Origin of the sequence: Streptomyces sp. NPDC058469, from assembly GCF_042721125.1 — a bacterium.
Classification (GTDB): domain Bacteria; phylum Actinomycetota; class Actinomycetes; order Streptomycetales; family Streptomycetaceae; genus Streptomyces.
Map to the genome: position 1 here is coordinate 55,182 of NZ_JBHXME010000014.1, position 23,845 is coordinate 79,026.

Sequence of the window (23,845 nt, forward strand, 5' to 3'; positions counted from 1 at the left end):
GCCCGCACCCACCGGGGCACCACCCTCCCCATCGTCCCCATGTATGTCATGAGCACGTCAGCAAGATCGCCCCCAGAAGGAGATCCGCCCCTCAAGGAGACCCGCATGCCCGCACGCACCCTGCTCACCGCGCTCACCGCGCTGGCCCTGCTCTCCGCCACCCCGGCCCTCGCGGCCCCCGCCCCGCAGGCCGCGGCCGCCGCGACCTGGGACACCGACCGCGCGGCCGCCGCCTACGCCGTGAACCCGGCCGGCGTCACCGCCTCCGGCAGCGAGAACGCCGGCACCGCCCCCGGCCTCGCCTTCGACGGCGACGGCGCGACCCGCTGGTCCAGCAACTTCGCCGACGACGCCTGGATCCGCCTCGACCTCGGCACCACCCTCCGCATCGACCGCGTCACCCTCGACTGGGAGGCGGCCTACGGCAAGAGATACGTCCTGGAGGTCTCGAAGAACGGCACCGACTGGACGCCGTTCTACACCGAGACGGCCGGCACCGGCGGTTCGGTCACCACGAGCACGTACCCCCAGGAGGTGACGGGCCGTTACGTCCGCCTGCGCGGCCTCGAACGCGCCACGCCCTACGGCTACTCGCTGTACTCCTTCAAGGTCTACGGCGGCGAACCGGCCCCCGCGTCCACAACCCGCACCAATCTCGCCCTGAACCACCCGGCGTACTCCAACTACTACCAGCACAACGGCAATTCACCGGCGTACGTCACCGACGGCGGCTGGCCCGCCAACCTCAAGGACGACGCGTCCCGCTGGTCCAGTGACTGGAACGCCGACCGCTGGGTCTCGGTGGACCTCGGCGCCACCTCGACGATCGGCACGGTCGACTTCTACTGGGAATCCGCCTACGCCGTCGACTACCTGGTCCAGGTCTCGGACGACAACACCACCTGGCGCACGGTCTACGAACCGTCGGCCGCCGACATCGCCGCCCGCCGGGCGAACGTCCAGGCCCCCGCCGACGCGACGGGCCGTCACGACACGGTCACCCTGCCCCAGCCGGTCACCGGCCGCTACGTCCGCATGCTCGGCAAGGAACGCCGCTCCTTCTACAACCCGGCCCCCTACACGGCCCAATTCGGCTACTCCCTCTACGAGTTCCAGGTCTGGGGCACCGGCGGCAACGCGGCGGCGGCCTACCCCGCCCTCCCCGGCGACCAGTCGGGCACGTACCAGACGACGTTCTTCGACGACTTCACGTCGGCGGCCCTGGACCGCTCCAAGTGGCGGGTGGTCAGGACGGGCACGGAGATGGGCCCGGTCAACGGCGAGTCCCAGGCGTACGTCGACTCGACGGACAACGTCCGTACACAGAACGGCGAGTTGATCCTCGCGGCGAAGTACTGCAAGGGCTGCACCCCAGCGGGCGGCGGCACCTACGACTTCACCTCGGGCCGCATCGACACCCACACCAAGTTCGACTTCAGCTACGGCAAGGTCAGCGCCCGCATGAAGTTGCCGGTCGGCGACGGATACTGGCCCGCCTTCTGGCTGCTCGGCAGCAACGTCGACGACCCGTCCGTGTCCTGGCCGGCCTCGGGCGAGACCGACATCATGGAGAACATCGGCTACCCGACCTGGACGAGCAGCGCGCTCCACGGCCCCGGCTACTCCGCCGACGGCAACATCGGCGCCCGCCAGACGTACCCGAACGGCGGCACGGCCGACCAGTGGCACACGTACGCCGTCGAATGGACGCCGACCGCGATGCGCTTCTACGTCGACGACGCCCTCGTCCAGGAGACCACCCGCAACAAGCTCGAATCGACCCGAGGCGCATGGGTCTTCGACCACAACCAGTACGTCATCCTCAACCTCGCGCTGGGCGGCGCGTACCCGGCCGGCTGGAACCAGGTGACCACGCCGTACTGGGGGCTTCCGCAGTCGAGCGTGGACAAGGTCGCGGCCGGGGGAGTGCAGGCGGAGGTGGACTGGGTGCGGGTCGAACAGAAGAGGTGACAGCAGGGCCGGCCCGGAGCGCGGAACCGGACCGGCCCGTTCGCCGCCCGTCAGCAGTCCCTGAACTCCGGTGACTGGTTCAGTACTTGGGACCGCGCCGACGTGAACCGCGCGTACGTCTCCCCGCCCGGTGCACCCGGCCGGAACGCCGCCACCCGATGGCAGTTCTGGAAGGCCAGGGCCACGCCGAAGTGGCGCTCCAGGCTGCCCCGGATCGCGTCGCTGGCCAGCGCCCGCAGCAGCTGGCCGCGTTCCTGTTCGGACGGGGGCGGGGTCTGGTTGTCGGTGAACTCGGCTGTGCCGTCGCGGAGTTCGGTGGCGAGGCCGGCGATGAGGTCGTAGGCGTACGGCAGGGACGTGCGGACCGTGTCCACGAAGTCCGCCTCGCGGATGTCACCGTGCTCGGCTTCGGCGAGGAGCTTCGGGGAGACGTCGAGAGACATGAAAAGGGGTGTCCTGTCTGGTTGTTGGCGAACAGTGAGCAGGTGGTGATCAGAACTGTGGCGTCGGGCCCGGTACGTACTCCGGGTCCACCTGCGCCGCGAGGTCCAGGCCCGTTGCCCTGTCCGCCCACGCGTGGGCGTTGCGGAGGTGGAACTCGACGGCGTGGCGGTGCAGGGTCGGCCAGTCCCTGGGGTGGGCGTCGACGGCCTCGCGGAGGATGTTCAGAGCGTGGCGGTTGTGCGGCTCCATGGCGTTCAAGTCGCCCTGACCGTGGCCCTGTTCGGCTGCGCGTACCCAAGGGGAGTGGACCAGGTGGGTGAGGAGGTCGTCCCCCACCTCCTCCTTGAGGAAGAGCAGGTCGTCCTCGTCGGTGACCTTGTTGCCGATCACGGCGAGGCGGATGCCGAACTCCCGGGCGTGGTCGCGGTACTGGCGGTACACGGAGACGCCCTTGCGGGTGGGTTCGGCCACCAGGAACGTCAGGTCGAAGCGGGTGAACAGGCCGGAGGCGAAGGCGTCGGCGCCCGCCGTCATGTCGACGACGGCGTATTCGCCGGGGCCGTCGACGAGATGGTTCAAGTACAGCTCCACCGCGCCGAGTTTGGAGTGGTAGCAGGCCACCCCCAGGTCGCTCTCCTCGAACTCGCCCGTCACCATCAGCGGTACGTCACCCGCCCGGACCACATGGCGGGCGTGCACCTCGTCGTCGCCGAGGAGGCGCAGCAGACGTGAGCCGCGTCCCGGGGGTGTGGTCTTGATCATGGCCTCGGGGGAGGCGATGCGTGGGTTGGTGCCGCGCAGGAAGTCCTTCAGCTCGGCCAGGTGGGCGGCCAGGGGCGGGGCGCTGACCGGTTCGGTGCCGGGGGACAGGGCCTCGGCCAGGTGCTGGTTGATGTCGCCGTCGATGGCGAGCACGGGGGCGCCGGCGCCGGCCAGATGGCGGGCGAAGAGGGCCGACAGCGTGGTCTTTCCGCTGCCGCCCTTGCCGACGAACGCGACGCGCACTACCGGCCCGCCACTTTCGTGGTTTTGAAAATGAATGTCATGTGGCTAGGTTTTAGGGGGTGGCCGCGAGGCTGTCAAATCGAGTGGATCACGAGTGATCCAAGGGTGATCAAGGGCTGGGAGTCTTAATGCATATGATGTGCAAGTGCTTGACTACTGCATCAGGGCGGCAGGCCCGGACGATATCGACGGTGCGCGTGCCGTGATGCTCGACACCGTCTACCGCGACTTCCACACCGGTTACGTGCCCCGCTGGCACGGCGACGTCATAGACCCGGCCGCCGCCTATCTCGCCCCGGCCCGCCACACACTCCTCGTGGCGCTCGACCCCGCCGACGGCACGATCGTGGCGACCGGCGCCCTCGACTCCCGCGGCCCGGCCCACCCGCCGAACCCGCGCGGCCTCGCCGAGCGCTACCCCTCCGGCGAGACCGCGCAACTGCGCCGCGTCTACGTCCGTCCCGCGTACCGCCGTCGCGGCCTCGCCCGGCACCTCGTCGCCGAACTCCTCGCGTTCGCCGCGGCCGACGGCGGCTACCACGCCGTATATCTGCACACCGATCCCGCCGTGCCCGGCGCCGAGGCCTTCTGGCGGTCGCTCGGCAAGGTCGTGCACGACGAGCGCGACGATCCGGGCGGCGGGCAGGGGATCGTGCACTTCGAACTGGCGATGGAGCGATAGACGCGATGCGACTCCGACGAACGAGTACAAGACGAACGAGGACAGGTGGCCGAATGCGTACGTGTACGGGACCGATGCGACGGTCCCGGCTTCTCCTCGTCCTTGCCCTCGCACCGGTGCTCACCGGCTGTTTCGCCTCCGCCGGTGACGAGTCCGGGGAGAGCGCCGGGGGCGCGACGTCCGGGCCCCGGCTGCGGGTGGCGCTCGCGTTCCCGCCCACCGAGAACCTCTCCCCGTACGGCGCCGACGCCACCATCCTCAGCCGCCTCGGTGTCACCGAAGGCCTGACCTCGCTGGACGCCAACGGTTCCGCCGCCCCCGCGCTCGCCCGGTCCTGGCGGCGGGAGGGTGACCGCAGCTGGCTGTTCACCCTGCGCGAGGCCACCTTCCAGGACGGTACCGAGGTCACCCCGGCCCGTGTGGCCGCGGCCCTCGACCGTGCCGCCGAGGCGAAGCCGGCCCCCGCCGCGCTCTCCGGTGTCGCCCTCGCCGCCGAGTCCGCGGGCGGCGACCGCCTGCGCATCACCACCAACTCCCCTGATCCCGTACTGCCGTTGAGGCTGGCCGGACCCGCCCTCGCCGTTCTCTCCCCGAAGGCGTACGAATCGAAGGGCCGCGTCGATCCGGTCGGCACCGCCACCGGTCCCTTCGAACTGACGAAGGTCACCGGCTCCACGGCGGCCACCCTCGACCGCTTCGACGACTACTGGGGCGGCCTCGCCCAGGCCTCCGGAATCGACGCACGGTTCATCGCGGACGGCACCGCCCGTACCAACGCGCTGCGCACCGGGCAGGTCGACCTCGCCGAGGCGATACCCGTCGCCCAGGCCGCCACCCTCGACGCGGCCACCCGCCGCGAGACCGCCACCACCCGCACCACGAGCCTCCAACTCAACACCAGAACAGGCCTGTTCAAGGACCCGAAGCTCCGCGCCGCCGCCCGCGAGGCCGTCGACACCTCAGCGCTCGCCAAGGGCGTCTACGAAGGTCACGCCGACGCGGGTACGGGCATCTACGGCCCCGCAGTCACCTGGGCCGCGGGCAAGCGCGAGCAACCGGTCGGGCGGGCGAAGGCCGCGGCGCCCGGCGGGCGGACGATCACCCTCGCGACGTACGACAACCGGCCCGAACTCCCGGAAGTCGCGCAGGTGTTGAAGCAGCAGCTGGAAAAGGCGGGATTCAAGGTCGAGTTGGAGGTGCGCGAGTACTCGCGGATCGAGAGCGACGCGCTGGCCGGGAAGTTCGACGCGTTCGTCGTCGCCCGCAACACCCTGGTGGACACGGGCGATCCGGTGGCCGTGCTCGCCAGTGACTACACCTGTGACGGCGGCTACAACCTCGCCCTGCTGTGCGACAAGGACGTCGACCAAGCCGTCGCGAAGGCGGAGGGCACCTCCGACACCTCCGCACGGCAGAGCGCCGCGACGACGGCCGAGGCCGAGATCCTCGGCGCGGACGCCGTCGTACCGCTCGTGCACCAACGGGTCGTCACCGGCGTCGGTACCTCCGTCGAGGGCGTCCTCCTCGACCCGTACGAGCGCACCCTCGTCGGCCCCGGAACCCGGCGCTGACCCATGCCGCACCGCATGGCCGCACTCCTGTGGCGCGCCTTCCTCGCGGCCGCCCTCGTGTGCGCCGTGGGTCTCCTGCCCTGGCTCTCGCGCACCGACCCGGCCCTCACCGTCCTCAAGGCACGCTCGGCGGAACGCGACCCCGACCCCGAGGTCCTCGCCGCCGTCCGCTCCCAACTCGGCCTCGACAACGGCCCGTTGCACCTGCTCGGCCAGTGGCTCGCCGGTCTGCCGCACGGCGACGCCGGCCGGTCATGGATCTCCGGCGCCGAGGTCACTCCCGGCGTCCTCCAAGCCCTGGGCGCGTCCCTGCTGTTGATGGGCACGGCGGCCGCGGTGGCCGTCGTCACGGCCGGGGTGGTGTGTGCGCGAACGTTGCGGCAGGGTGCGCGTGCGGTGGGGCGGTCGGGTGGAGGCGGCTCCGGATTCCTGGGCGTGCCGCGGGAGTTCCTCGCACGGCGGCTGGGCGGTGGCGGGTCCGCCGTCCCTGTGGCGCGGCCGGAGTTCCTCGCGCGGCGCCGGGGCGGACGCGGGGCAAGGCTGCCTGACGGCAACGGATCCACCACCCCTGCGACGCTGCCGGAGTTCCGCACGCGGTGGCGGGAGGGTCGTATCGCGGGGTTGCCGGGTAGTGGCCGGTCGGTCGTCCCTGTGGCGCGGCCGGAGTTCCGTACGTGGCGATGGGTCGGTTGTTCCCCGGGGCGCCTCTGCGGCAGCGGGTCCAGGGTCCCCGGGGCGCGGCCGGAGTTCCGCACCCGGCGGCGGATCGGTCGTCCTGCGGGGCGGGTCGGTGGTAGTGGCTCCGCCGTGCTTGCCGCGTTGCCCGAGTTTCTTACCGCGTCGGTGCTGGCCACCGTGGTCGGGGTGCAGCTCGGGTGGTTGCCCGCGCTGGGGTGGTACGGGCCGCGTTGGGTGGTGTTGCCGGCGCTCGCGCTGGGGTTGCCCGCCGGGGCCGTGCTCGGGCGGTTGCTCGATGATCTGTTGCCGGGGGCGTTCGGCGAGCCGTGGGTGCGGGCCGCTGCCGCGCGGGGGTTGGCCGGGGGGCGTATCGCGCGGCAGGCCCTGCGGCGGTGTCTGCCGGGGCTGTTGCCCAACATGGGGTTGTTCGTCGTCGGGTTGACCGGTGGGGCCGTCGCCGTCGAGCAGATCTTCGACATCCCCGGGCTCGGGCGCACCACCCTCCAGGCCGCCCTGGCCCAGGACTTGCCCGTTCTCCAGGCCGGCACCCTCGCCCTTCTCCTGCTCGCCGCCGTCGCCGCCGGACTCACCCGCCTCGCGGCACGCCTCCTCATCGGCTCCGCACTGCGCGCCGACGCCCTCCCCTCCCTCCACGGCCCCAGCACCCCAACTGCCCGACGCACCCTGCCCCTTGTCCACGGCGCCCTCCTCCTCGGCGTCGTCGCGCTCGGCCTGCCCCGCGATCCCCTCGCCCTCGACACCGGGCTGCGCCTCCAACACCCCACCTGGGCACACCCGTTCGGCACCGACGCGCTCGGCCGGGACCTCCTCGCGCGGGTCGCCCACGGTGCCGTCGACACCCTGCTGCTCGCCCTCGCGATCAGTGCCGTCGCACTCGGCACCGGCGTGCTGCTGGGGCTGTCGCCCCGGCTGTCCGGGCCGCTCGTCGACACGGTGAACGCCGTACCGCCCGTCCTCGCCGCGCTGTTGGTCACCGCTGTCGCGGGCAGTGGAGCGGCGACGCCCGCCCTCGCCGTGGCCGCCCTCGCCTGGACCCCGCTCGCGGCGCACACCTCCGCACTGCTGGTCCAGGAACGCGCCACCCTGCACGTGACCGCCACTCGGGGCCTGGGCGCGGACCGTTGGTACATCCTGCGCCACGCACTGCTGCCCGCCGTCCTGCCACCCGTCACCCGGCACGCCCTGCTCCGCCTGCCCGGTGTCGCCCTCGCCCTCGCCTCGCTCGGCTTCCTCGGCCTCGGCGCGCAACCGCCCTCCCCGGAGTGGGGCCTGCTCCTCGCCGAGAACCAGCCCTACGCCGAACGCGCCCCCTGGGCCGTCCTCGCCCCCGCCACCGTCCTCGCCCTGCTCGGCGCCCTGGCGGTCACGGCCGCCGGAAGCATGCAGGGGGCCGCCGTACAAAGGGAGTTGGCCGCCCGATGACCACCGTGGCCCTCGTGCGGACCCGCCTCTCACCGCTGCTCCGGCTGCTGATCCTGACCCAACTCGCCTTCAACATCGGCTTCTTCGCCGTGCTGCCGTTCCTCGCCGCGCACCTGACGGACGCAATCGGCATGGCGGGCTGGCTCGTTGGGCTCGTGCTGGGGCTGCGGACCTTCAGCCAGCAGGGACTGTTCGTGGTCGGCGGAGCCCTCGCCGACCGGTACGGCGTACGGCCCGTGGTGCTCGCGGGGTGCGTGCTGCGGATCGCCGGGTTGGGCTGGCTCGGGTACGCCGGCGAGACCTGGGCCGTCGTCGGGGCCGTACTGCTCATCGGGTTCGCCGCCGCGCTGTTCTCACCGGCCGTGGAGTCGGAGGTCGCGCGGCAGGCGGTCGAGTGGGAGGAGACGGGCGGGGGATCCCGGGTGCGGGTGCTCGCGCTGTTCACCGTCGCGGGTCAAGCCGGCGCCTTCGTCGGGCCGTTGCTCGGTGCTTTGCTGCTCGCGGTGGACTTCCGCGTGGCATGTCTGGCCGGGGCCGGCGTCTTCGTGCTCGTTCTCGCCGGGCACGCGTGGCTGCTGCCGCAGCACATTCCCGGGCGGGCGCGCGTCACGGAGAAGGGCGGCGTACGGGCCCTGGTGCGCAACCGGCCCTTCCTGGCGCTGTGTTGTGCCTACGGCGCCTATCTCCTCGCGTACAACCAGCTCTATCTGGCCCTCCCCGAGGAGGTGGAGCGCGCGGCGGGCTCGCAGGCGCCGCTGGCCTGGTTGTTCGCGCTGTCCTCGCTGCTGGTGGTGACCGCGCAGTTGCCCGTCACCCGCTGGGCGGGGGAGCGGCTCGATCCGCGCCGGTCCATGGCGGCGGGGCTGTTGCTGATCGCCGTAGGGTTCGCGGCCGTCGCCGTGGCCCGGCCCGCCGAACGCACCGGCGCGGCAGGGCTGTTGCCCGCCGCCGCGTTCGTCGTTCTGCTCACCCTCGGCCAGATGCTCATCGCCGCCGTCGCCCGCGCCTGGGTCCCGGACCTCGCCGAACCCGGTCGTCTCGGCCTCTACACCGGGGCCCTGTCCTCCGTCTCCGGCCTGATCGTCCTCCTCGGCAGCGCGGCCACCGGCACACTCCTCGACACGGGGCTGCCCGCGGCCGTCCCCTGGCTGGTGCTGGCCGCCGTAGCGGTCGCGGCGATCGGGTTGCTGCCGGGGCGAAGGTGAATCGTGCCCGGGCCGCCGTATCCGCGCATGTCCGTGCGACCGCGCACGGGTCTCCCGACCGGAGTCGGACGCGTCGCGGGGCGCCCTGGCTGGAGCCCGCCGCCGTACCGGCCGTGGCGAACGGGTCGTTGCCGCGCGGGAGTTGAGCCGCGGGGGTCGCCGTGTCCGCGGAACCGGACCGGCCCCGTGTCCCGGTAAATCAACGAATGCCCGCACGAGTCTCCCCACCCGGTCTGAACGCCCCACGGGCCACCGCCGTACCAAGCCATGAACCAGATATGAGCTGCCCCCTAAACCGCCATCGACGGCTGCGGCGGCAGCGGCGCGTGGGAGGATCCGTCACCATGAGCGCTTCCCGGGCGGTTCGGAGTCTGCGCGCCGCGGTGTTCGCCGCGGTGTGTGTGCTCCTGGCTGCCGCCGGGCACGGGCTCGCCACCGGCGCTACGCCCCCGCTGTGGGCGGACGGCGCCGGATTCCTCGTCGTGTTCGTCATGGGGTGGCTGCTCGGCGGGCGGGAGCGGTCGTTGCCCGGCATCGGTGCCGCCATGCTCGCCACTCAGGCCGGGCTTCACCTCGGTTTCGATGTCGCGCGGCCCCGTACCGGCATGGCGATGGCCGGTATGGCGCACATGTCGGGGCACGCCATGGGTCCCATGCGGCAGACGGAGGCGATGACCCCGCACGCCGTGGCCGCCCACGTCGTCGCCGCGCTCCTCGCGGCCTGGTGGCTGAGGCGCGGCGAGGCCGCGCTGTGGTCGCTGCTGCGCTGGGCCGTCGCCTTCGTGCCGGGCCTGGTCGCCTGGTGGCGGGACGCCCCCGCACCACAGCCCGCCCGCACCGTCGGCCGCCCCGGACGCGCCGCCGCCGACGCGGCCCCCCTGCGCCAACTCCTCCTGCGGCACGCGGTCAGCCGAAGAGGACCACCAACTCCGATCCCGTACCCGGTCTGACCCCCAACTTCCTTTTCCCGTACGGAGATCACCTCACCATGTCCGCACACCGCACCACCCTGCGCCGCGCAGGCACCGTCGCCGCGCTCGCCACCGCCGGAGTCCTGGCCGCCGCCGGGGTCGCCTCGGCGCACGTCACCGTCCACCCCGAGAGCTACGCCAAGGGCGCCACGGACGGCGTGCTGACCTTCCGCGTCCCCAACGAGGAGGACAAGGCGAGCACCACCAAGGTCCAGGTCTATCTGCCCACCGACCACCCCGTCCTCGGTGTACTGGTCACCCCGCAGAACGGCTGGACCGCGAAGGTCACCACCAGCAAGCTCAAGACGCCGGTCAAGACCGACGACGGCACCATCACCGACGCCGTCTCCGAGATCACCTGGACCGGCGGGAAGATCACGGCCGGGCAGTACGAGGACTTCGACGTCGCCTTCGGCCAACTGCCCGACGACACCGACCAGTTGTCCTTCAAGACGCTTCAGACCTACTCGGACGGCGATGTCGTCCGCTGGATCGAGGAGGCCGCGGCCGGCGACGGCGAGCCGGAGAACCCGGCGCCCGTCCTGAAGCTCACCGCGAAGGGGAGCGAGGAGGGCGACGAGACCCCGGCCGCCTCGACCACGGCGGAGGCCACCTCCACGAAGTCCACCTCCGCCTCCTCGTCGAGCAGCGACTCGACCGCCCGCGGGCTCGGCATCGCCGGGCTGATCGTGGGCGTGCTCGGCCTCGCGGCAGGCGCCTTCGCGGTCGTGCGCAGCCGGGCCCCGCGGCCGTAGAACGGACGTCGTGGAAGCAGAGGTTGCAGGACGGACGTCGTAGCACGCCGAAGGGCCCGGATCACCAGTGATCCGGGCCCTTCGGCGCAACCGTCCCTACTGCGAGACCAGTTCCAGCAGCTTCTCCTCCACCGGAACCTCCTCGACGCGGGAGGTGCGCGAGGTGCGCCGGAGCCACAGGATGTCGCGGCCGAAGGACCACACCAGCGTGCCCAGTGCGAGCGCCACCACGCCGATGTTGGCCGCGTGGGGCAGCAGGTTCGCGCCGGCCAGCAGCAGAAGGATGCCCTGCGTGGCGGCCACGGTCTTGCGGGCCGTGCTCGGCGGCAGCGGGGTGTTCAGCCACAGCCAGACGCGGGCGGCGGCGACGAACGCGTAGCGCATGCCCCCGATCAGCAGGACCCACGGGCCCATCTGCGTCGCGACGTACACGCTGAGCACCAGGATCAGGAACGCGTCGACCTCCATGTCGAAGCGCGCGCCCAGCGCGGTGGAGGTGCCCGTGCGCCGGGCGACCTGGCCGTCGACGCCGTCCAGGATCAGGGCCACCGCCGTCAGTCCGACCAGCAGCGTGACCGGCGGCGAGCTCTCGAAGGAGTCCGCGACCAGCGCGGTCACCCCGCCGACCAGGATCGCCCGGCCGAGGGTGACCCGGTTGGCCGGGCCGAAGGAACGGGTCCGGGTTCGGTGCAGCGCTTTGGAGAGCACGGCCCAGGTGGCGATCGCGAATGCCAGGCCGGTCAGCCAGCCGGCCGGCCCCATTCCGATCGCCGTGCCGAGCAACGCCAGCAACAGGATCTGAACGCCCGCTCCCACAGCGGTCTCCTGCTGGACCAGCCTTGCTTCGTATGTGTTGTTCAGGGCCACCGCACACCCTCCGGCCGTATGACAGAGTCGATCAACGCCGCGTACTGTGCGCGGCCTGTGGTTACCCGTACGTGAACAGCTTCCCGATCGTTCAGGAGGATTCCGATGAAGCGCACCGCGCGGGCGTTTTGGATCGGCGCGCCGGGTCACGGCGAGATACGCGACGTCGTCCTGCCGGACCCCGCCGAGGGTGAGGTGCTCGTCCGCTCGCTGTGGTCGGGCGTGAGCCGCGGCACCGAGACCCTGGTCTTCCGCGGGGGCGTCCCCGAGAACCAGTACGCGACCATGCGGGCCCCCTTCCAGGAGGGCGACTTCCCAGGTCCGGTCAAGTACGGCTACCTCAACGTCGGCGTGGTCGAGGAGGGCCCGGCCTCGCTGGTCGGCCGTACCGTCTTCTGCCTCTATCCGCATCAGACGCGCTACGTCGTCCCCGCGAGCGCCGTGACACCCGTGCCGGAGTCCGTGCCCGCCGGGCGGGCCGTCCTCGCCGGGACCGTGGAGACCGCCGTCAACGCGCTGTGGGACGCGGCGCCGCTGGTCGGCGACCGGATCGCGGTGGTCGGGGGAGGCATGGTCGGCTGCTCGGTGGCCGCGCTGCTGGGCCGTTTCCCGGGCGTGCGTGTGCAGTTGGTGGACGCCGATCCCGCGCGCGCCAAGACCGCCGAGGCGCTCGGTGTCGGCTTCGCGCTGCCGGCGGACGCGCTCGGCGACTGCGATCTCGTCGTCCACGCCAGCGCCACCGAACAGGGCCTCACCCGCGCGCTGGAACTCCTCACCGCCGAGGGCACCGTCCTCGAACTGAGCTGGTACGGCGACCGGAAAGTGAGCCTCCCGCTCGGCGAGGCCTTCCACTCCCGCCGCCTCGTCATCCGCAGCAGCCAGGTCGGCACCGTCTCCCCGGCCCGCGCCAACCGCAGCTACGCCGACCGGCTCGCCCTCGCCCTCGACCTGCTCGCGGACCCGGCGCTGGACGCGCTGGTCACCGGGGAGAGCGACTTCGAGGAGCTGCCGGACCTGCTGCCCAGGCTCGCCTCGGGGGAGATCCCGGCGCTGTGTCACCGGGTCGGTTACGCCGACATCGGCTGAGAATCGTTCAATTCCGTACGAGCAAGAGCGTCTGACCTGAGAAAAGAGTGAGAGACGGCTGAACAGGGGGAGGCGTGGAGCCGTACTACACGGCATCCCCCGGCAGGGATCAGCCGCGGGACCAGACGCGCCGCACCTGGAGGGTCGTCCGTTGTTCAGCATCACCGTTCGCGATCACATCATGATCGCCCACAGCTTCCACGGCGAAGTGTTCGGGCCCGCACAGCGGTTGCACGGAGCCACGTTCCTGGTGGACGCCACCTTCCGGCGCGAGCAGCTGGACGACGACAACATCGTCGTCGACATCGGACTGGCCACCCAGGAACTGGGAGCCGTCGTGAGCGAGTTGAACTACAGAAACCTCGACAACGAGCCCGACTTCGCCGGGGTCAACACCTCGACGGAGTTCCTCGCGAAGGTCATCGCCGACCGGCTCGCCGAGCGGATCGAGAAGGGCGCGCTCGGCGAGGGCGCCCGCGGCCTCACCGGACTCCAGGTCACCCTGCACGAGTCGCACGTCGCCTGGGCGAGTTACGAGCGTGCCCTGTGAACGACGTGACCATCGACCGCGCCCCCGCGCTGGGATTCCTGCCCGCACAGCGCGCGGCCTCCCGGAATGCCGAGATCATCCCCATGTCCCTGCGCACCGTGCACTTCGTGATGCCGGGCGGTGTCGACGACCCGGCCGCGCCGAGCGGCGGCAACGCCTACGACAGGCGCGTCAGCCTGGACCTGCCCGGCTTCGGCTGGCAGGTCCACAAGCACGCCGTGGACGGCGAGTGGCCCCGGCCCGGAGCGGCTGCCCGCGCCGAACTCGCCCGTACGCTGCGCGAGTTGCCGGACGGGGCCGCCGTACTCATGGACGGGATCGTGGCCTGCGGGGTCCCCGAGGTCGTCGTCCCGGAGGCCGACCGGCTGAGCCTGGCCGTCCTCGTGCACCTCCCGCTCGGCGACGAGACCGGCCTGGAGGCCGCCGTCGCCGCGGAGCTGGACGAGAGGGAACGTACGGTCCTGCGCGCGGTGCCGGCCGTCATCGGCACCAGCGAGTGGGCGGTCCGCCGCCTCGTCTCCCACCACGGCCTGGCCCCCGAGCGCGTCCACGTCGCCACCCCCGGCGCCGACATCGCCCCCCTCGCCTCCGGCACCGACGGTGTCTCGCGGCTGCTGTGCGTGGCCACGCTGACTCCGCGCAAGGGCCAGCACCGGCTGATCGAGTCCCTGGCCGCCGCGGCCGACCTGCCGTGGACCTGCGTCTGCGTCGGCGGCTTCGGCAACGACCCGGAGTACGTCGACCACCTGCGCGACCTCATCGAGCGGTACGGCCTCCAGGACCGGCTGCACCTCGCGGGCCCGCAGGCCGGCGCCGAACTCGACGCCAGCTACGCCTCCGCCGACCTCATGGTCCTCATGTCGTACGCCGAGACGTACGGCATGGCCGTCACCGAGGCCCTCGCGCGGGGCATCCCCGTGCTGGCCACGGATGTCGGCGGTCTGCCCGAGGCGGTCGGCCGCGCCCCCGACGGTGGGGTGCCCGGCATCCTCGTCCCGCCGGAGGCCCCCGCCGCCCTCGCCGCCGAACTGCGCGGCTGGTTCGGCGAGGCCGACGTACGCCGGCGTCTCAAGGCGGCGGCCCGCGGCCGGCGCGCGGCCCTCGACGGGTGGGCCACCACGGCCCGCAGCCTGGCCGGCGTACTCACCCGGCTCCCCAGCGAACCCCGGAGGGCGGCATGAGGAATACGCAGTCCACGCAGTCCACACGGGCCGCGGCACAGGGCGGCCAGGCCGCACGGATTCCGGCGCAGCCGGGGCCCAGGGGCGTACCGCTGGGCATGCTGGTCGCCCCGGTGCAGTCCGAAGCGAACGACGCGACGGCTGGACAGCCGGGGCCGGAGGACGTGATGGCGGGGACGGTTTCAGTGGATGCCGACGAGCAGACGGGGCCCGGTTCCGTGATTCCCGGCGCCGGGCCCGCGAATCGCCCCGGCGAGCGGGCCACCGTACGGCTGCGGGACGTCGGGCCCGACGATCCGCCGCGCTACGCGCCCGAGTGGCTGGAGCTGCGGGAGGGTGCCGACGCCGTGGCGCGGGCGCCCGAACTGCTCGACCCGCTGCGCATCCGGCTGGCCAACCTGCCCGGGCGCTCCGGGGTCGTCATCCACGACCTGGGCTGCGGCACCGGCTCGATGGGACGGTGGCTCGCGCCCCGCCTCGACGGCGCCCAGCACTGGATCCTGCACGACCGTGATCCCTATCTTCTGCACTTCGCAGCCGTCGCCTCACCCCGCGCCGCCGCCGACGGCAGCCGCGTCACGGTGGAGACCCGGCGCGGTGACGTGGCCCGGCTGACCCCGGACGCGCTGGTCGGCGCCTCGCTGGTGACGGCCTCCGCGCTCCTGGACGTCCTCACCCGCGAGGAGGTCGACGCCCTCGTCGCCGCGTGTGTCGGCGCCGGCTGTCCGGCGCTGCTCACGCTGTCGGTGGCGGGCAAGGTCGAACTCACCCCGGCCGACCCGGTGGACGCCGAGATCGCCGATGCGTTCAACGCCCACCAGCGGCGCGACGGCCTCCTCGGTCCGGACGCCGTCACCGTCACCTGCGAGGCCTTCGCCGCGCACGGCGCGACGGTCCGCGTCCACCCGAGCGCCTGGCGGCTCGGTCCGGACGAGGCCGCGCTCACCGCCGAGTGGCTGCGCGGCTGGGTCGGCGCGGCCGTCGAGGAACGCCCCGAGCTGAAGGAACGCGCCGACCGCTATCTGGAACGGCGCCTCGCGGCCTGCGCGGCAGGGGAGTTGACCGTGCTCGTCCACCACAGCGACCTGCTGGCACTGGCCCGGCCGACGGGGGGCACCTCATGAGCGTCGAGACGATGCGGACGGTCGCACCGCGACCGGGCACCAGGACGCGCAGGGTCCGCGTCGACCGGTCCGTGCCGGTCGCCCTCGAAGTGCGCGCCGAGACCGCCGTGGAGGCGGTGCGCCTACGGCCCAAGCACACCCCGCCACTGCACAGTTCGGCCGTCTCCGGCGACCGCATCGGGGTGATCGTCGCCGCCCCGCGCCCCGGCACCGACCGCGCCTCCGGCGCCCGCCGCGTCCTCCGCGCGATCCTGAACCGGGTGAACTCCCGCGCGGTACGCACCCACTTCGGCACGGTCGCCGGCGTCACCATCCTCGGCGTCCTCCTCTGGCGCCTCGGCACCGGCGTCTTCCTGGACGGGCTGCGCCGCATCGACGCGCCGACGCTCCTGATCGGGCTCGCGATCGGTGTGGTCACTACGGTGTTCAGCGCCTGGCGCTGGGCCCTCGTGGCGCGCGGCCTGCGCATCAAGCTGCCGCTCGGCCCGGCCGTCGCCGACTACTACCGCGCCCTGTTCCTCAACGCGGCCCTGCCCGGCGGCATCCTCGGCGACGTGCACCGGGCGGTACGCCACGGACAGAGCGCCGGCGACATGGGCCGCGCCGTACGCGCCGTCGTCCTGGAACGCGTCGCGGGCCAGATCGCGCTGGCCGTCGTGGGGGTGACGATCCTGCTGGGCCTCGACTCCCCGGTGATGGCCGACGTCCGCGGCATCGCCCCGCTCGTACTGCTCGCCGCCGTCGGAGCACTGGCCGTCGTGGCCGCCGTACGGATGAACCGTCCGGCCACCGCCACCCGCCGGGGCCGCGCCCTGCGCACCACCCTCGGCGAGGTGCGCGCCGGACTGTTCTCCCGCGCCAACTGGCCCGGCGTCACCTTCTCCTCGCTCGTCATCCTGGCCGGCCACCTCGCGATGTTCGTGGTCGCCGCCCGGGCCGCCGGCTCCGCCGCCACCGTCGCCCAGCTGCTGCCGATCGCGATCCTCGCGCTGGTCGCCATGGGCCTGCCGCTGAACGTCGGCGGCTGGGGCCCCCGCGAGGGCGTCACCGCCTGGGCGTTCGGCGCCGCGGGCCTCGGCGCGACCAGCGGCCTGTCCGTCTCCGTGATCTACGGCGTGCTCAGCTTCGTCGCCGCCCTGCCGGGCCTGCTGGTCCTGGTCGCCCGCTGGGGCGCGGGCCTGCGCATCGCCGGGCCCGGCGGTGCCGTACCGGACCCGGTGCCCGCTCAGGCGTCCGCGGTCAGCATCGAGAAATACGCGCCGAAGGAATCGGCGAGGCTCGCCAGCAGTGCCTTCCCCTTTTCCGCCGAGCCGAGGGACGGGCGCCCGATGACGCCCGACTCGGTATAGCCGGACATACCGAGCGTCAGGAGATGGCGACGGTCGTCGGCGACGAAATCGGAGGTCTCATAACCGGGACGGATCAATTCGGGATGAGCGTGCAGAAGAATGGAGGTCTCGATTTCCCCCGCATGCATATCGGTGAGCAACGAGGTCAGCACCCCGGCCCGCTCCAGCGCCGTCTCCCAGTCCTCGGCGGCGGGGAACAGCGCCATCCGCTCACCGCGCGCGGAGGACTCCTGAACGACGTTGCCCAGCACGTAGTTTCCGCCGTGACCGTTGACCACTACCAGGGTCTCCACCCCCGAGCGGCGGAGCGAGTCGGCGATGTCCCGCACCACCGCATGAAGGGTCACGGAAGAGATGCTGACGGTCCCCGGCCAGGCCGCGTGCTCGTGCGAGCAGGCCATGGTCACCGGAGGGAGGAGATGCACCGGGTACGCCGCGGCGATCTCCCGGGCCACGGCACAGGCGACCAACGTGTCGGTCGCCAGCGGAAGATACGGGCCGTGCTGCTCGAAACTGCCGACCGGAAGGACGGCGACCTGTGTTGATACTTCTGCCCCCCTAGACCTCACGTCCTCCGTGGTGTCCGCCGGCACCAGTCCGTATGCCGCCGTCCGTGAGCCCGAACCATTCATTTTTTCACGGCCTTTCGTCTCTGCTTAGGAACCAGATCATGACAGAAAACATTGGCGTACTCGGCAAGAAGAAGTCTCCACAGTCCACGGGCGTGGAACGCGTCGTGAATGCTCCCTTGCCCACCGTGTACGGCAAATTCCAGGCGATCGGCTACCTGGACCACGACCGCGGTGACGAGCAAGTGGCCCTGGTCTACGGCGACATCGGCACGGACGACGTACTCACCCGGCTGCACTCGGAGTGCCTGACGGGCGACGCCTTCGGGTCCCAGCACTGCGAGTGCGGCGACCAGTTGGACGCCGCGATGCGTGCCGTCGTCGCCGAAGGCCGGGGCATAGTCGTCTACTTGAGAGGGCACGAGGGCCGCGGCATAGGCCTGCTCGCCAAGTTGCGCGCGATGGCCCTGCAGGCGGAGGGCCTGGACACCGTCGAGGCGAACCTCGCCCTCGGCCTCCCGGTCGACGCCCGCGACTACGGCGTCGCCGCCGAGATCCTGCACGACCTGGGCGTGGCGAGCGTCCGCCTGCTCTCCAACAACCCGCGCAAACGCGAGGCGTTGCTGGAACACGGCATCAAAGTCTCCGAAGAGGTACCGCTGTTGATCCCGCCCTGCGAGAACAACATCACCTACCTCCGCACCAAGCGGGAGCGTCTCGACCACCACCTGCCCCATTTGGACGCGGTGGCGCACTGGTCCTGATTCGGGTGAGCGCGGTCCGGACAGGAAGAGGGAATGACCGACGACGTCCTCTTCCTCTCCGGCGACCGGGTCACGGACCTGCTCGACGCCGATGCGGCCATCGCCTCGCAGCGCGCGGCCTTCACCGCGCTCGGTGACGGCGAAGCCGACCTGCCCGGCAAGATCATGCACCCGAGCCGCTTCGACGACAGCGTCGTCTTCGCCTACGTCTCCCGGCTGTCGGCGGACACCGGGGCGGTGGCGAAGTTCGGCAGCGTCAACCCCGCCAACGCGCACGCCGGACTGCCCACGATCCACGCGGTGATCAGCGCCCTCGACCCGGTCACCGGGCAGCTGGTCGCGGTCATGGACGGCACGGCGGTGACGACCCAGCGCACGGCCGCGGGCAGCGCCGTCGCCGTCGACACCCTGGCCGCCCCCGACGCCGCGCACCTCGCCGTCCTCGGCTCCGGCACCCAGGCCCTCGCCCACGTCCGCGCGATCGCCCGGGTCCGGGACCTGAAGTCCGTACGCCTGTGGAGCCCGAACCCCGAGCGCCGCACCCGCGCCGCCGAGACCCTGGCCGCCGACCTGCCTTTCCCCGTCGAGGCGGTGGCCACCGCTGAGGAGGCCGTGACCGGCGCGTCCGTCGTCGCGGCCTGCACGCTCAGCACCACCCCCGTGGTGCACGGCGCCTGGCTCACGCCCAGCTGCACGGTCGTCAGTGTCGGCTCGTTCGAACCCACCCGCAGCGAGGTCGACCTGGACGTCCTACGGCGGTCGGCGGCCGTCGTCGTCGACGACCCGGAGACGGCCGCCGAGCACGCCGGACCGATCGTCGACGCCCTGCGCGACAGCCTGCTCGCCCCCGACGACCTGATCCCGCTCGGCGCCGTACTCACCGGCCGCCGCACCGCCCGCACCGGACCCGACGACATCGTCTACTACAACAGCGTCGGACTCGGCATCCAGGACGCGGCCGCGGCCTGGGCCGTCATCCACGCGGCCAAGAAGGAGCGCCCGTGAAGCGTCAGGCTGAGGTCGTCGTCATCGGCGGCGGGGTCATCGGCACCAGCATCGCCTACCACCTGGCCCGCGCCGGGGTCCGGGACGTCGTCCTGGTCGAACGGGACGAACTCGCCGCCGGGTCCACCTCCAAGGCGGCCGGCGGAGTGCGCGCGCAGTTCTCCGACGGCCTCAACGTGCAGCTGGGCGCGCGCAGTCTGGAGGCCTTCGAACGCTTCGAGGAGGACACCGGCTACGACATCGGGTTACGTCGCGTCGGCTACCTGTTCCTCCTGTCGACGCCCGAGGACGTCGCGTCCTTCGAGGCGGGCGTCCGGCTGCAGAACTCCCTCAACGTGCCCAGCCGCGTGATCGACCCCGCCGAGGCCCGCCGCCTCTCCCCGCTGATCAGCACCGAGGGCCTGCTCGCCGCCGCCTACTCGCCCGACGACGGCCACTGCACCCCCGAGGCCGTCGTCCACGGCTACGCGGCCGCCGCCCGCGGTCACGGCGCGACGATCCTGCGCCACACCGACGTCACCGGCATCGAGACACACGGCGACACGATCACCGCGGTGGTGACGACCCTCGGCCGCATCGACACCCGCACGGTGATCTGCGCGGCCGGCGCCTGGTCCAAGGCGATCGGCGCGATGGCGGGCGTGGACCTCCCGGTGCAACCGCTGCGCCGCCAGATCGCGGTCACGGAACCGGTGACGGGACTGCCGCCGAACCTCCCCATGACGATCGACTTCACCACCAGCCTCTACTTCCACACCGAGGGCCCCGGCCTCCTCGTCGGCATGTCCGACCCCGACGAGCGTCCCGGCTTCGCCACCGACACCCACGACCGCTGGATCCCCCGCCTCGCCGAGGCCATGCGCCGCCGCGCCCCCGACCTCCTCGACCTGCGCCGCACCGGCGGCTGGGCGGGTCTGTACGAGAACACGCCGGACCACAACGCCCTGATCGGCGAGGCGACTTCGGTCTCCCGCTTCCTCTACGCCACCGGCTTCTCCGGCCACGGTTTCCTCCAGGGACCGGCCGTCGGCGAGGTCGTCCGCGACCTGTACCTCGGCCACGTACCCTTCGTGGACGTCAGCCCCCTGAGCGCCGGCCGGTTCGCGGCCGACGCCCCGCGCCCGGAGGTCAACCTGGTATGACCGAGCTCCATCTGTGGCTGCGCCACGAGCCCCGAACGACCGAACGCCGCACCCCGGTCGTCCCCTCCGACGCCCGCCGACTCGTCGAGAGCGGGGTGACCCTCACGGTCGAGGAGTCCCCGCAGCGGATCTTCCCGATCGAGGAGTACGAGGCGATCGGCGCCCGCGTCGCGCCCGCGGACTCCTGGGTGTCGGCGCCGCAGGGCACGGTGATCCTCGGCCTCAAGGAACTCCCGGACAAGCCCACCGAGTTGACCCACCGTCACATTTTCTTCGGCCACGCCTACAAGGGCCAGCCGGGGGCGACCGACCTGCTGAGGCGGTTCGCGGCCGGGGGAGGAGCGCTGCTCGACCTCGAATACCTGGTGGACGACGACGGACGCCGCCTCGCCGCGTTCGGTTTCTGGGCCGGCTACCTGGGCGCGGCCCTGGCCGTCCTCCAGCATCGCGGCCGGCTGGTCGCACCGCTGACGCCCACCTCGAAGGAGGAGCTGGACAAGACGCTCCGACCAGCCACCGGGGACACGGAGTTCAGCGCACTGGTGATCGGCGCGCTGGGCCGCAGCGGACGGGGAGCGCGGGTCGCGTTCTCCACGGCCGGGATCGAACCGACCTGTTGGGACCTGCCCGAGACCCAGAACCTGGACCGCCCGGCCCTGTTGGCCCACGACGTGCTGGTCAACTGCGTCCTGGCGACGACCCCCGTCCCGCCCTTCCTCCGCGAGCCTGACCTGGACGATCCGACCCGCCGGCTCCGCACCGTCTCCGACGTCACCTGCGACGTGGGCTCACCCCTCAACGTCCTGCCGGTCTACGACCGCACAACCGAATGGGACGCCCCGGTACGGCAGTTGCACGAGCGTCCCCCGCTCGACCTCATCGCCATCGACAACCTGCCGTCGCTCCTGCCGAGGGAGTCCAGCACCGACTTCTCGGCGGCACTGCTGCCCCACCTGCTGGACTTCGAGACGAACGGGGCGTGGGCACGCTGCCTGGACCTCTTCCGTACGAAGTCCCGTGAACTCGGAATCGCCGTCGCGGAAGGGAAGTTGGGCCATGTCTGACGTGGTGCGCGCGAGCGGGACCGTCCACTGGATCGGCGCCGGGCTGTCCACGGGCAGCGGGCTCGCCCTGCTGTGCGGCGCCGCCGAGCGGGTACGGCTGTGGCACCGCACCGAGGAGCGTGCCGCGCAGGCCCTGGACCACCTGGGCCTGACGGGACGCGCCGAACCACGTGCGTTCACCCTGGCAGCGCTCACGGCCGAACTGGCGCCCGGAGACGTCGTGGTCTCCATGCTGCCCGCGCCCGAACACGCCGCGCTGCTGGCCGCCTGCGTGCGACGGCAGGCACACTTCGCCTGCTCCAGCTATGTCTCGGACGCCGTCCTCGAACAGGTGCCGGCGGCCGAGAAGGCGGGGACCGTCGTCCTCACCGAGGCCGGTCTCGACCCCGGCATCGACCACCTCTTCGCCCACAGCCTCGTCGCCCGCGCCCGGGAGGCGATCGGCGACGAGGCCTCGTACAGCCTCACCTCGTACTGCGGTGGTGTACCCGCGGTGCCCAACGACTTCCGGTACCGCTTCAGTTGGGCGCCGGCCGGAGTGCTGGGCGCGCTGCGCTCGCCGGCACGCTACCTGGAGGACGGCGAAGAGACCACGGCCGACCGCCCCTGGGAGGTGACCCGGCCGCATGTCGTCGACGGCGAGACCTTCGAGGTCTATCCGAACCGGGACAGCGTGCCGTTCATCGAGCAGTACGGGCTGCCGGCGGGCTGGACGCCGCGGACGTTCGTGCGCGGCACCCTGCGCCTCGATGGCTGGCTGCGCGCCTGGGACGCGGTCTTCGAGGAACTGAAGGCGGGCGACGACACCCGGATCGCCGCGCTGGCAAGGGAGTTGGCGGCGACCTACCCCACCACGGACGCCGATCACGACCGGGTCGTCCTCGCGGTGTCCCTGGACGTCCGGGGCGACGCGGGCGAGACCTGGTCCGGCAGCTACCTCCTCGACCTGGTCGGCGACGAGGAGGAGAGCGCGATGGCCCGCTGTGTCTCGCGCCCGCTCTCCCTCGCCGTCCGCCACATCCTGTCCGACGACCTGCCGTCCGGCTTGAACCGGGCGGCGGAGACGGCGGAACGGTCACGGGAGTGGCTGAGTGAACTGGCGGGGGAGGGGCTGGAGTTCACCTTGCGGGTGGATCAGTAGCGGTGAGTGGCTGAGCCTCAGTCCGTGACCGCCTCGTGCACCAGTTGCTTCAGCTCCGGGATGATCTTCAGTGAGTGCTTCGGCCGGAGTTGCGTCATGAACTGCACGGTGAGGTCACGGCCCGGGTCCACCCAGAACGTCGTCGTCGCCGCGCCGCTCCACCCGAACGTGCCGAGTCCCGTGGGGGACTGGGTGCGCTCGGGGTCGATGACGACGGAGACGCTGAGGCCGAAGCCCATGCCGTCGTTGCCGGGTTCCTGGTGGGCGGGGCTGCCGAAGGCGCGCATGTCGGCGCCGCCGGGAAGGTGGTTGCTGGCCATGAGGTCGACCGTCTCGGGCGCGAGCAGCCGTGTGCCGTCGAGTTCGCCCCGGCGCCGCAGGAACTCCGCGAACCGGTGCACGTCGTACGGGCTCGCGGCCATCCCGCCGCTCCCCGACAGGAACCGCGGCCGGCCGCCCCGCAGCGGCAGCCCGGCGATCGGCACGATACCGCCGCCGTCGGCGTCGCCGTACAACTCGGAGAGCCGGTCGGCCTTCTCGCCCGGGACCTGGAAGCCGGCGTCCGGCATGCCGAGCGGCCGGAAGATCCGCTCGGCGAAGAACTCGTCGAGCCGCTGCCCGGACACCACCTCGACGACCCGGCCCAGCACATTGGAGGCGACGGAGTAGTTCCACTGTGTGCCCGGCTCGAACTGGAGCGGCAGGCTCGCGTACACGTCGATCGCCTCGGCGAGATTCGCGCCCGGCGGCACGGACGACTCCAGGCGCGCCTCCCGGTAGAGGGCGTCGACGGGGTGCGAGTGGTAGAAGGCGAAGGTCAGGCCCGAGGTGTGGGTCATCAGGTGCCTGATCAGCATCGGCTGCTCCACCGGCCGCGTCTTCACGTCGGCGCCGGAGCCGCTGTCGTAGACCCGCATGTCGGCGAAGGCCGGCAGATGACGGCTGACCGGGTCGTCCAGGGAGAGCTTGCCCTCCTCCATCAGGATCAGCGCGGCGACCGCGGTGACCGGCTTGGTCATGGAGTAGATCCGGTACAACGTGTCCGGCGTGACGGGGAGTCGGTCCGCGACATCGCGGTGCCCGTGGGCGGTGAGGTGGGCGACGCGACCGCCGCGGGCCACGGACACCAGGAAGCCCGGCAGGCGCTCCACGTCGACGTAGTGGGCGAAGTGCTGGTCCAGGCGGTCCAACGCCTTGTGATCCAGTCCGACCTCGTCCGGGTCGACCTCTTGTCGCAGCTGTGCCATGGCTCTCCTCCGAATTGCGTTCACGAGGTGG

21 protein-coding genes and 1 pseudogene are annotated in these 23,845 nt (G+C 72.1%); 17 read left to right on the forward strand and 5 right to left on the reverse strand.

The features are described 5' to 3' along the window. Positions 1–105: 105 nt before the first annotated feature. Positions 106–1,971, forward strand: a complete 1,866-nt coding sequence (locus ACFWP5_RS10325) for a discoidin domain-containing protein (protein WP_384153275.1) — start codon at positions 106–108, stop codon at positions 1,969–1,971. 50 nt (positions 1,972–2,021) lie between these two features. Here ACFWP5_RS10325 and ACFWP5_RS10330 read toward each other — a convergent pair whose 3' ends face one another. Beyond that, the gene (locus ACFWP5_RS10330; protein WP_384153278.1) at positions 2,022–2,414 is read right to left on the reverse strand and encodes an SCO5389 family protein; all 393 of its coding nucleotides are present in this window, start codon (positions 2,412–2,414) and stop codon (positions 2,022–2,024) included. A 49-nt stretch (positions 2,415–2,463) separates the two neighbouring features. After that, positions 2,464–3,420, reverse strand: a complete 957-nt coding sequence (locus ACFWP5_RS10335) for an ATP-binding protein (RefSeq protein ID WP_384153281.1) — start codon at positions 3,418–3,420, stop codon at positions 2,464–2,466. 145 nt (positions 3,421–3,565) lie between these two features. On the opposite strand from ACFWP5_RS10335, the gene ACFWP5_RS10340 reads away from it, so the two are divergent. The 6 genes from ACFWP5_RS10340 to ACFWP5_RS10365 all read left to right on the forward strand — a co-directional run bounded on the left by ACFWP5_RS10340 (position 3,566) and on the right by ACFWP5_RS10365 (position 10,725). Next, positions 3,566–4,102 (forward strand): GNAT family N-acetyltransferase, encoded by a 537-nt coding sequence (locus tag ACFWP5_RS10340; protein ID WP_384153284.1) that lies wholly within the window; start codon positions 3,566–3,568, stop codon positions 4,100–4,102. Between the two features lie 53 nt (positions 4,103–4,155). Further along, the gene (locus ACFWP5_RS10345) at positions 4,156–5,673 is read left to right on the forward strand and encodes an ABC transporter substrate-binding protein (protein WP_384153287.1); all 1,518 of its coding nucleotides are present in this window, start codon (positions 4,156–4,158) and stop codon (positions 5,671–5,673) included. A 15-nt stretch (positions 5,674–5,688) separates the two neighbouring features. Beyond that, entirely contained in the window at positions 5,689–7,794 is a 2,106-nt protein-coding gene (locus ACFWP5_RS10350; protein WP_384153290.1) for an ABC transporter permease subunit, read from the forward strand. Next, the gene (locus tag ACFWP5_RS10355) at positions 7,791–8,999 is read left to right on the forward strand and encodes an MFS transporter (protein ID WP_384153292.1); all 1,209 of its coding nucleotides are present in this window, start codon (positions 7,791–7,793) and stop codon (positions 8,997–8,999) included. Before ACFWP5_RS10350 ends, ACFWP5_RS10355 begins: the two co-directional genes overlap by 4 nt. A gap of 344 nt (positions 9,000–9,343) precedes the next feature. After that, positions 9,344–9,949: a hypothetical protein gene (locus tag ACFWP5_RS10360; RefSeq protein ID WP_384153295.1), complete on the forward strand. Its 606-nt coding sequence runs from the start codon at positions 9,344–9,346 to the stop codon at positions 9,947–9,949. 38 nt (positions 9,950–9,987) lie between these two features. Continuing rightward, positions 9,988–10,725: a YcnI family protein gene (locus ACFWP5_RS10365; protein ID WP_384153298.1), complete on the forward strand. Its 738-nt coding sequence runs from the start codon at positions 9,988–9,990 to the stop codon at positions 10,723–10,725. 96 nt (positions 10,726–10,821) lie between these two features. Here ACFWP5_RS10365 and ACFWP5_RS10370 read toward each other — a convergent pair whose 3' ends face one another. Next, positions 10,822–11,592, reverse strand: a complete 771-nt coding sequence (locus ACFWP5_RS10370) for a CDP-alcohol phosphatidyltransferase family protein (protein ID WP_384153301.1) — start codon at positions 11,590–11,592, stop codon at positions 10,822–10,824. Positions 11,593–11,697: 105 nt separating this feature from the next. Here ACFWP5_RS10370 and ACFWP5_RS10375 point away from each other — a divergent pair, with 105 nt between their 5' ends. The 5 genes and pseudogenes from ACFWP5_RS10375 to ACFWP5_RS10395 all read left to right on the forward strand — a co-directional run. Beyond that, positions 11,698–12,678, forward strand: a complete 981-nt coding sequence (locus ACFWP5_RS10375) for a zinc-binding alcohol dehydrogenase (protein ID WP_384153304.1) — start codon at positions 11,698–11,700, stop codon at positions 12,676–12,678. A gap of 151 nt (positions 12,679–12,829) precedes the next feature. After that, on the forward strand, positions 12,830–13,228 hold the full coding sequence (locus tag ACFWP5_RS10380; protein ID WP_019059043.1) for a 6-carboxytetrahydropterin synthase: 399 nt from the start codon (positions 12,830–12,832) through the stop codon (positions 13,226–13,228). Continuing rightward, entirely contained in the window at positions 13,225–14,409 is a 1,185-nt protein-coding gene (locus ACFWP5_RS10385) for a glycosyltransferase family 4 protein (RefSeq protein WP_384153308.1), read from the forward strand. Before ACFWP5_RS10380 ends, ACFWP5_RS10385 begins: the two co-directional genes overlap by 4 nt. Positions 14,410–14,507: 98 nt before the next feature. After that, positions 14,508–15,533: a trans-aconitate methyltransferase gene (locus ACFWP5_RS10390; RefSeq protein ID WP_384153372.1), complete on the forward strand. Its 1,026-nt coding sequence runs from the start codon at positions 14,508–14,510 to the stop codon at positions 15,531–15,533. An 11-nt stretch (positions 15,534–15,544) separates the two neighbouring features. Continuing rightward, positions 15,545–16,666, forward strand: a pseudogene (locus ACFWP5_RS10395) (YbhN family protein); the annotation flags it as partial. Between the two features lie 92 nt (positions 16,667–16,758). Here ACFWP5_RS10395 and ACFWP5_RS10400 read toward each other — a convergent pair. Then, the gene (locus ACFWP5_RS10400; protein WP_384153311.1) at positions 16,759–17,514 is read right to left on the reverse strand and encodes a creatininase family protein; all 756 of its coding nucleotides are present in this window, start codon (positions 17,512–17,514) and stop codon (positions 16,759–16,761) included. 38 nt (positions 17,515–17,552) lie between these two features. On the opposite strand from ACFWP5_RS10400, the gene ribA reads away from it, so the two are divergent. Genes ribA through ACFWP5_RS10425 form a run of 5 tightly spaced genes read left to right on the forward strand, consistent with a single transcriptional unit; the run spans position 17,553 to position 22,567 of the window. After that, positions 17,553–18,215, forward strand: coding sequence for a GTP cyclohydrolase II (gene ribA / locus ACFWP5_RS10405; RefSeq protein WP_384153314.1), 663 nt, complete (start codon positions 17,553–17,555; stop codon positions 18,213–18,215). Between the two features lie 33 nt (positions 18,216–18,248). Beyond that, positions 18,249–19,220, forward strand: coding sequence for an ornithine cyclodeaminase family protein (locus ACFWP5_RS10410; RefSeq protein WP_384153317.1), 972 nt, complete (start codon positions 18,249–18,251; stop codon positions 19,218–19,220). Beyond that, the gene (locus ACFWP5_RS10415) at positions 19,217–20,362 is read left to right on the forward strand and encodes an NAD(P)/FAD-dependent oxidoreductase (RefSeq protein ID WP_384153320.1); all 1,146 of its coding nucleotides are present in this window, start codon (positions 19,217–19,219) and stop codon (positions 20,360–20,362) included. The genes ACFWP5_RS10410 and ACFWP5_RS10415 overlap by 4 nt, the downstream gene beginning before the upstream one ends. Then, positions 20,359–21,426, forward strand: a complete 1,068-nt coding sequence (locus ACFWP5_RS10420; protein ID WP_384153322.1) for a saccharopine dehydrogenase — start codon at positions 20,359–20,361, stop codon at positions 21,424–21,426. Before ACFWP5_RS10415 ends, ACFWP5_RS10420 begins: the two co-directional genes overlap by 4 nt. Then, entirely contained in the window at positions 21,419–22,567 is a 1,149-nt protein-coding gene (locus ACFWP5_RS10425) for a saccharopine dehydrogenase family protein (RefSeq protein WP_384153325.1), read from the forward strand. The genes ACFWP5_RS10420 and ACFWP5_RS10425 overlap by 8 nt, the downstream gene beginning before the upstream one ends. 17 nt (positions 22,568–22,584) lie before the next feature. Here the strand turns inward: ACFWP5_RS10425 and ACFWP5_RS10430 are convergent, their stop codons facing one another. Beyond that, positions 22,585–23,814, reverse strand: a complete 1,230-nt coding sequence (locus ACFWP5_RS10430) for a serine hydrolase domain-containing protein (RefSeq protein ID WP_384153328.1) — start codon at positions 23,812–23,814, stop codon at positions 22,585–22,587. Positions 23,815–23,845 lie beyond the last annotated feature (31 nt).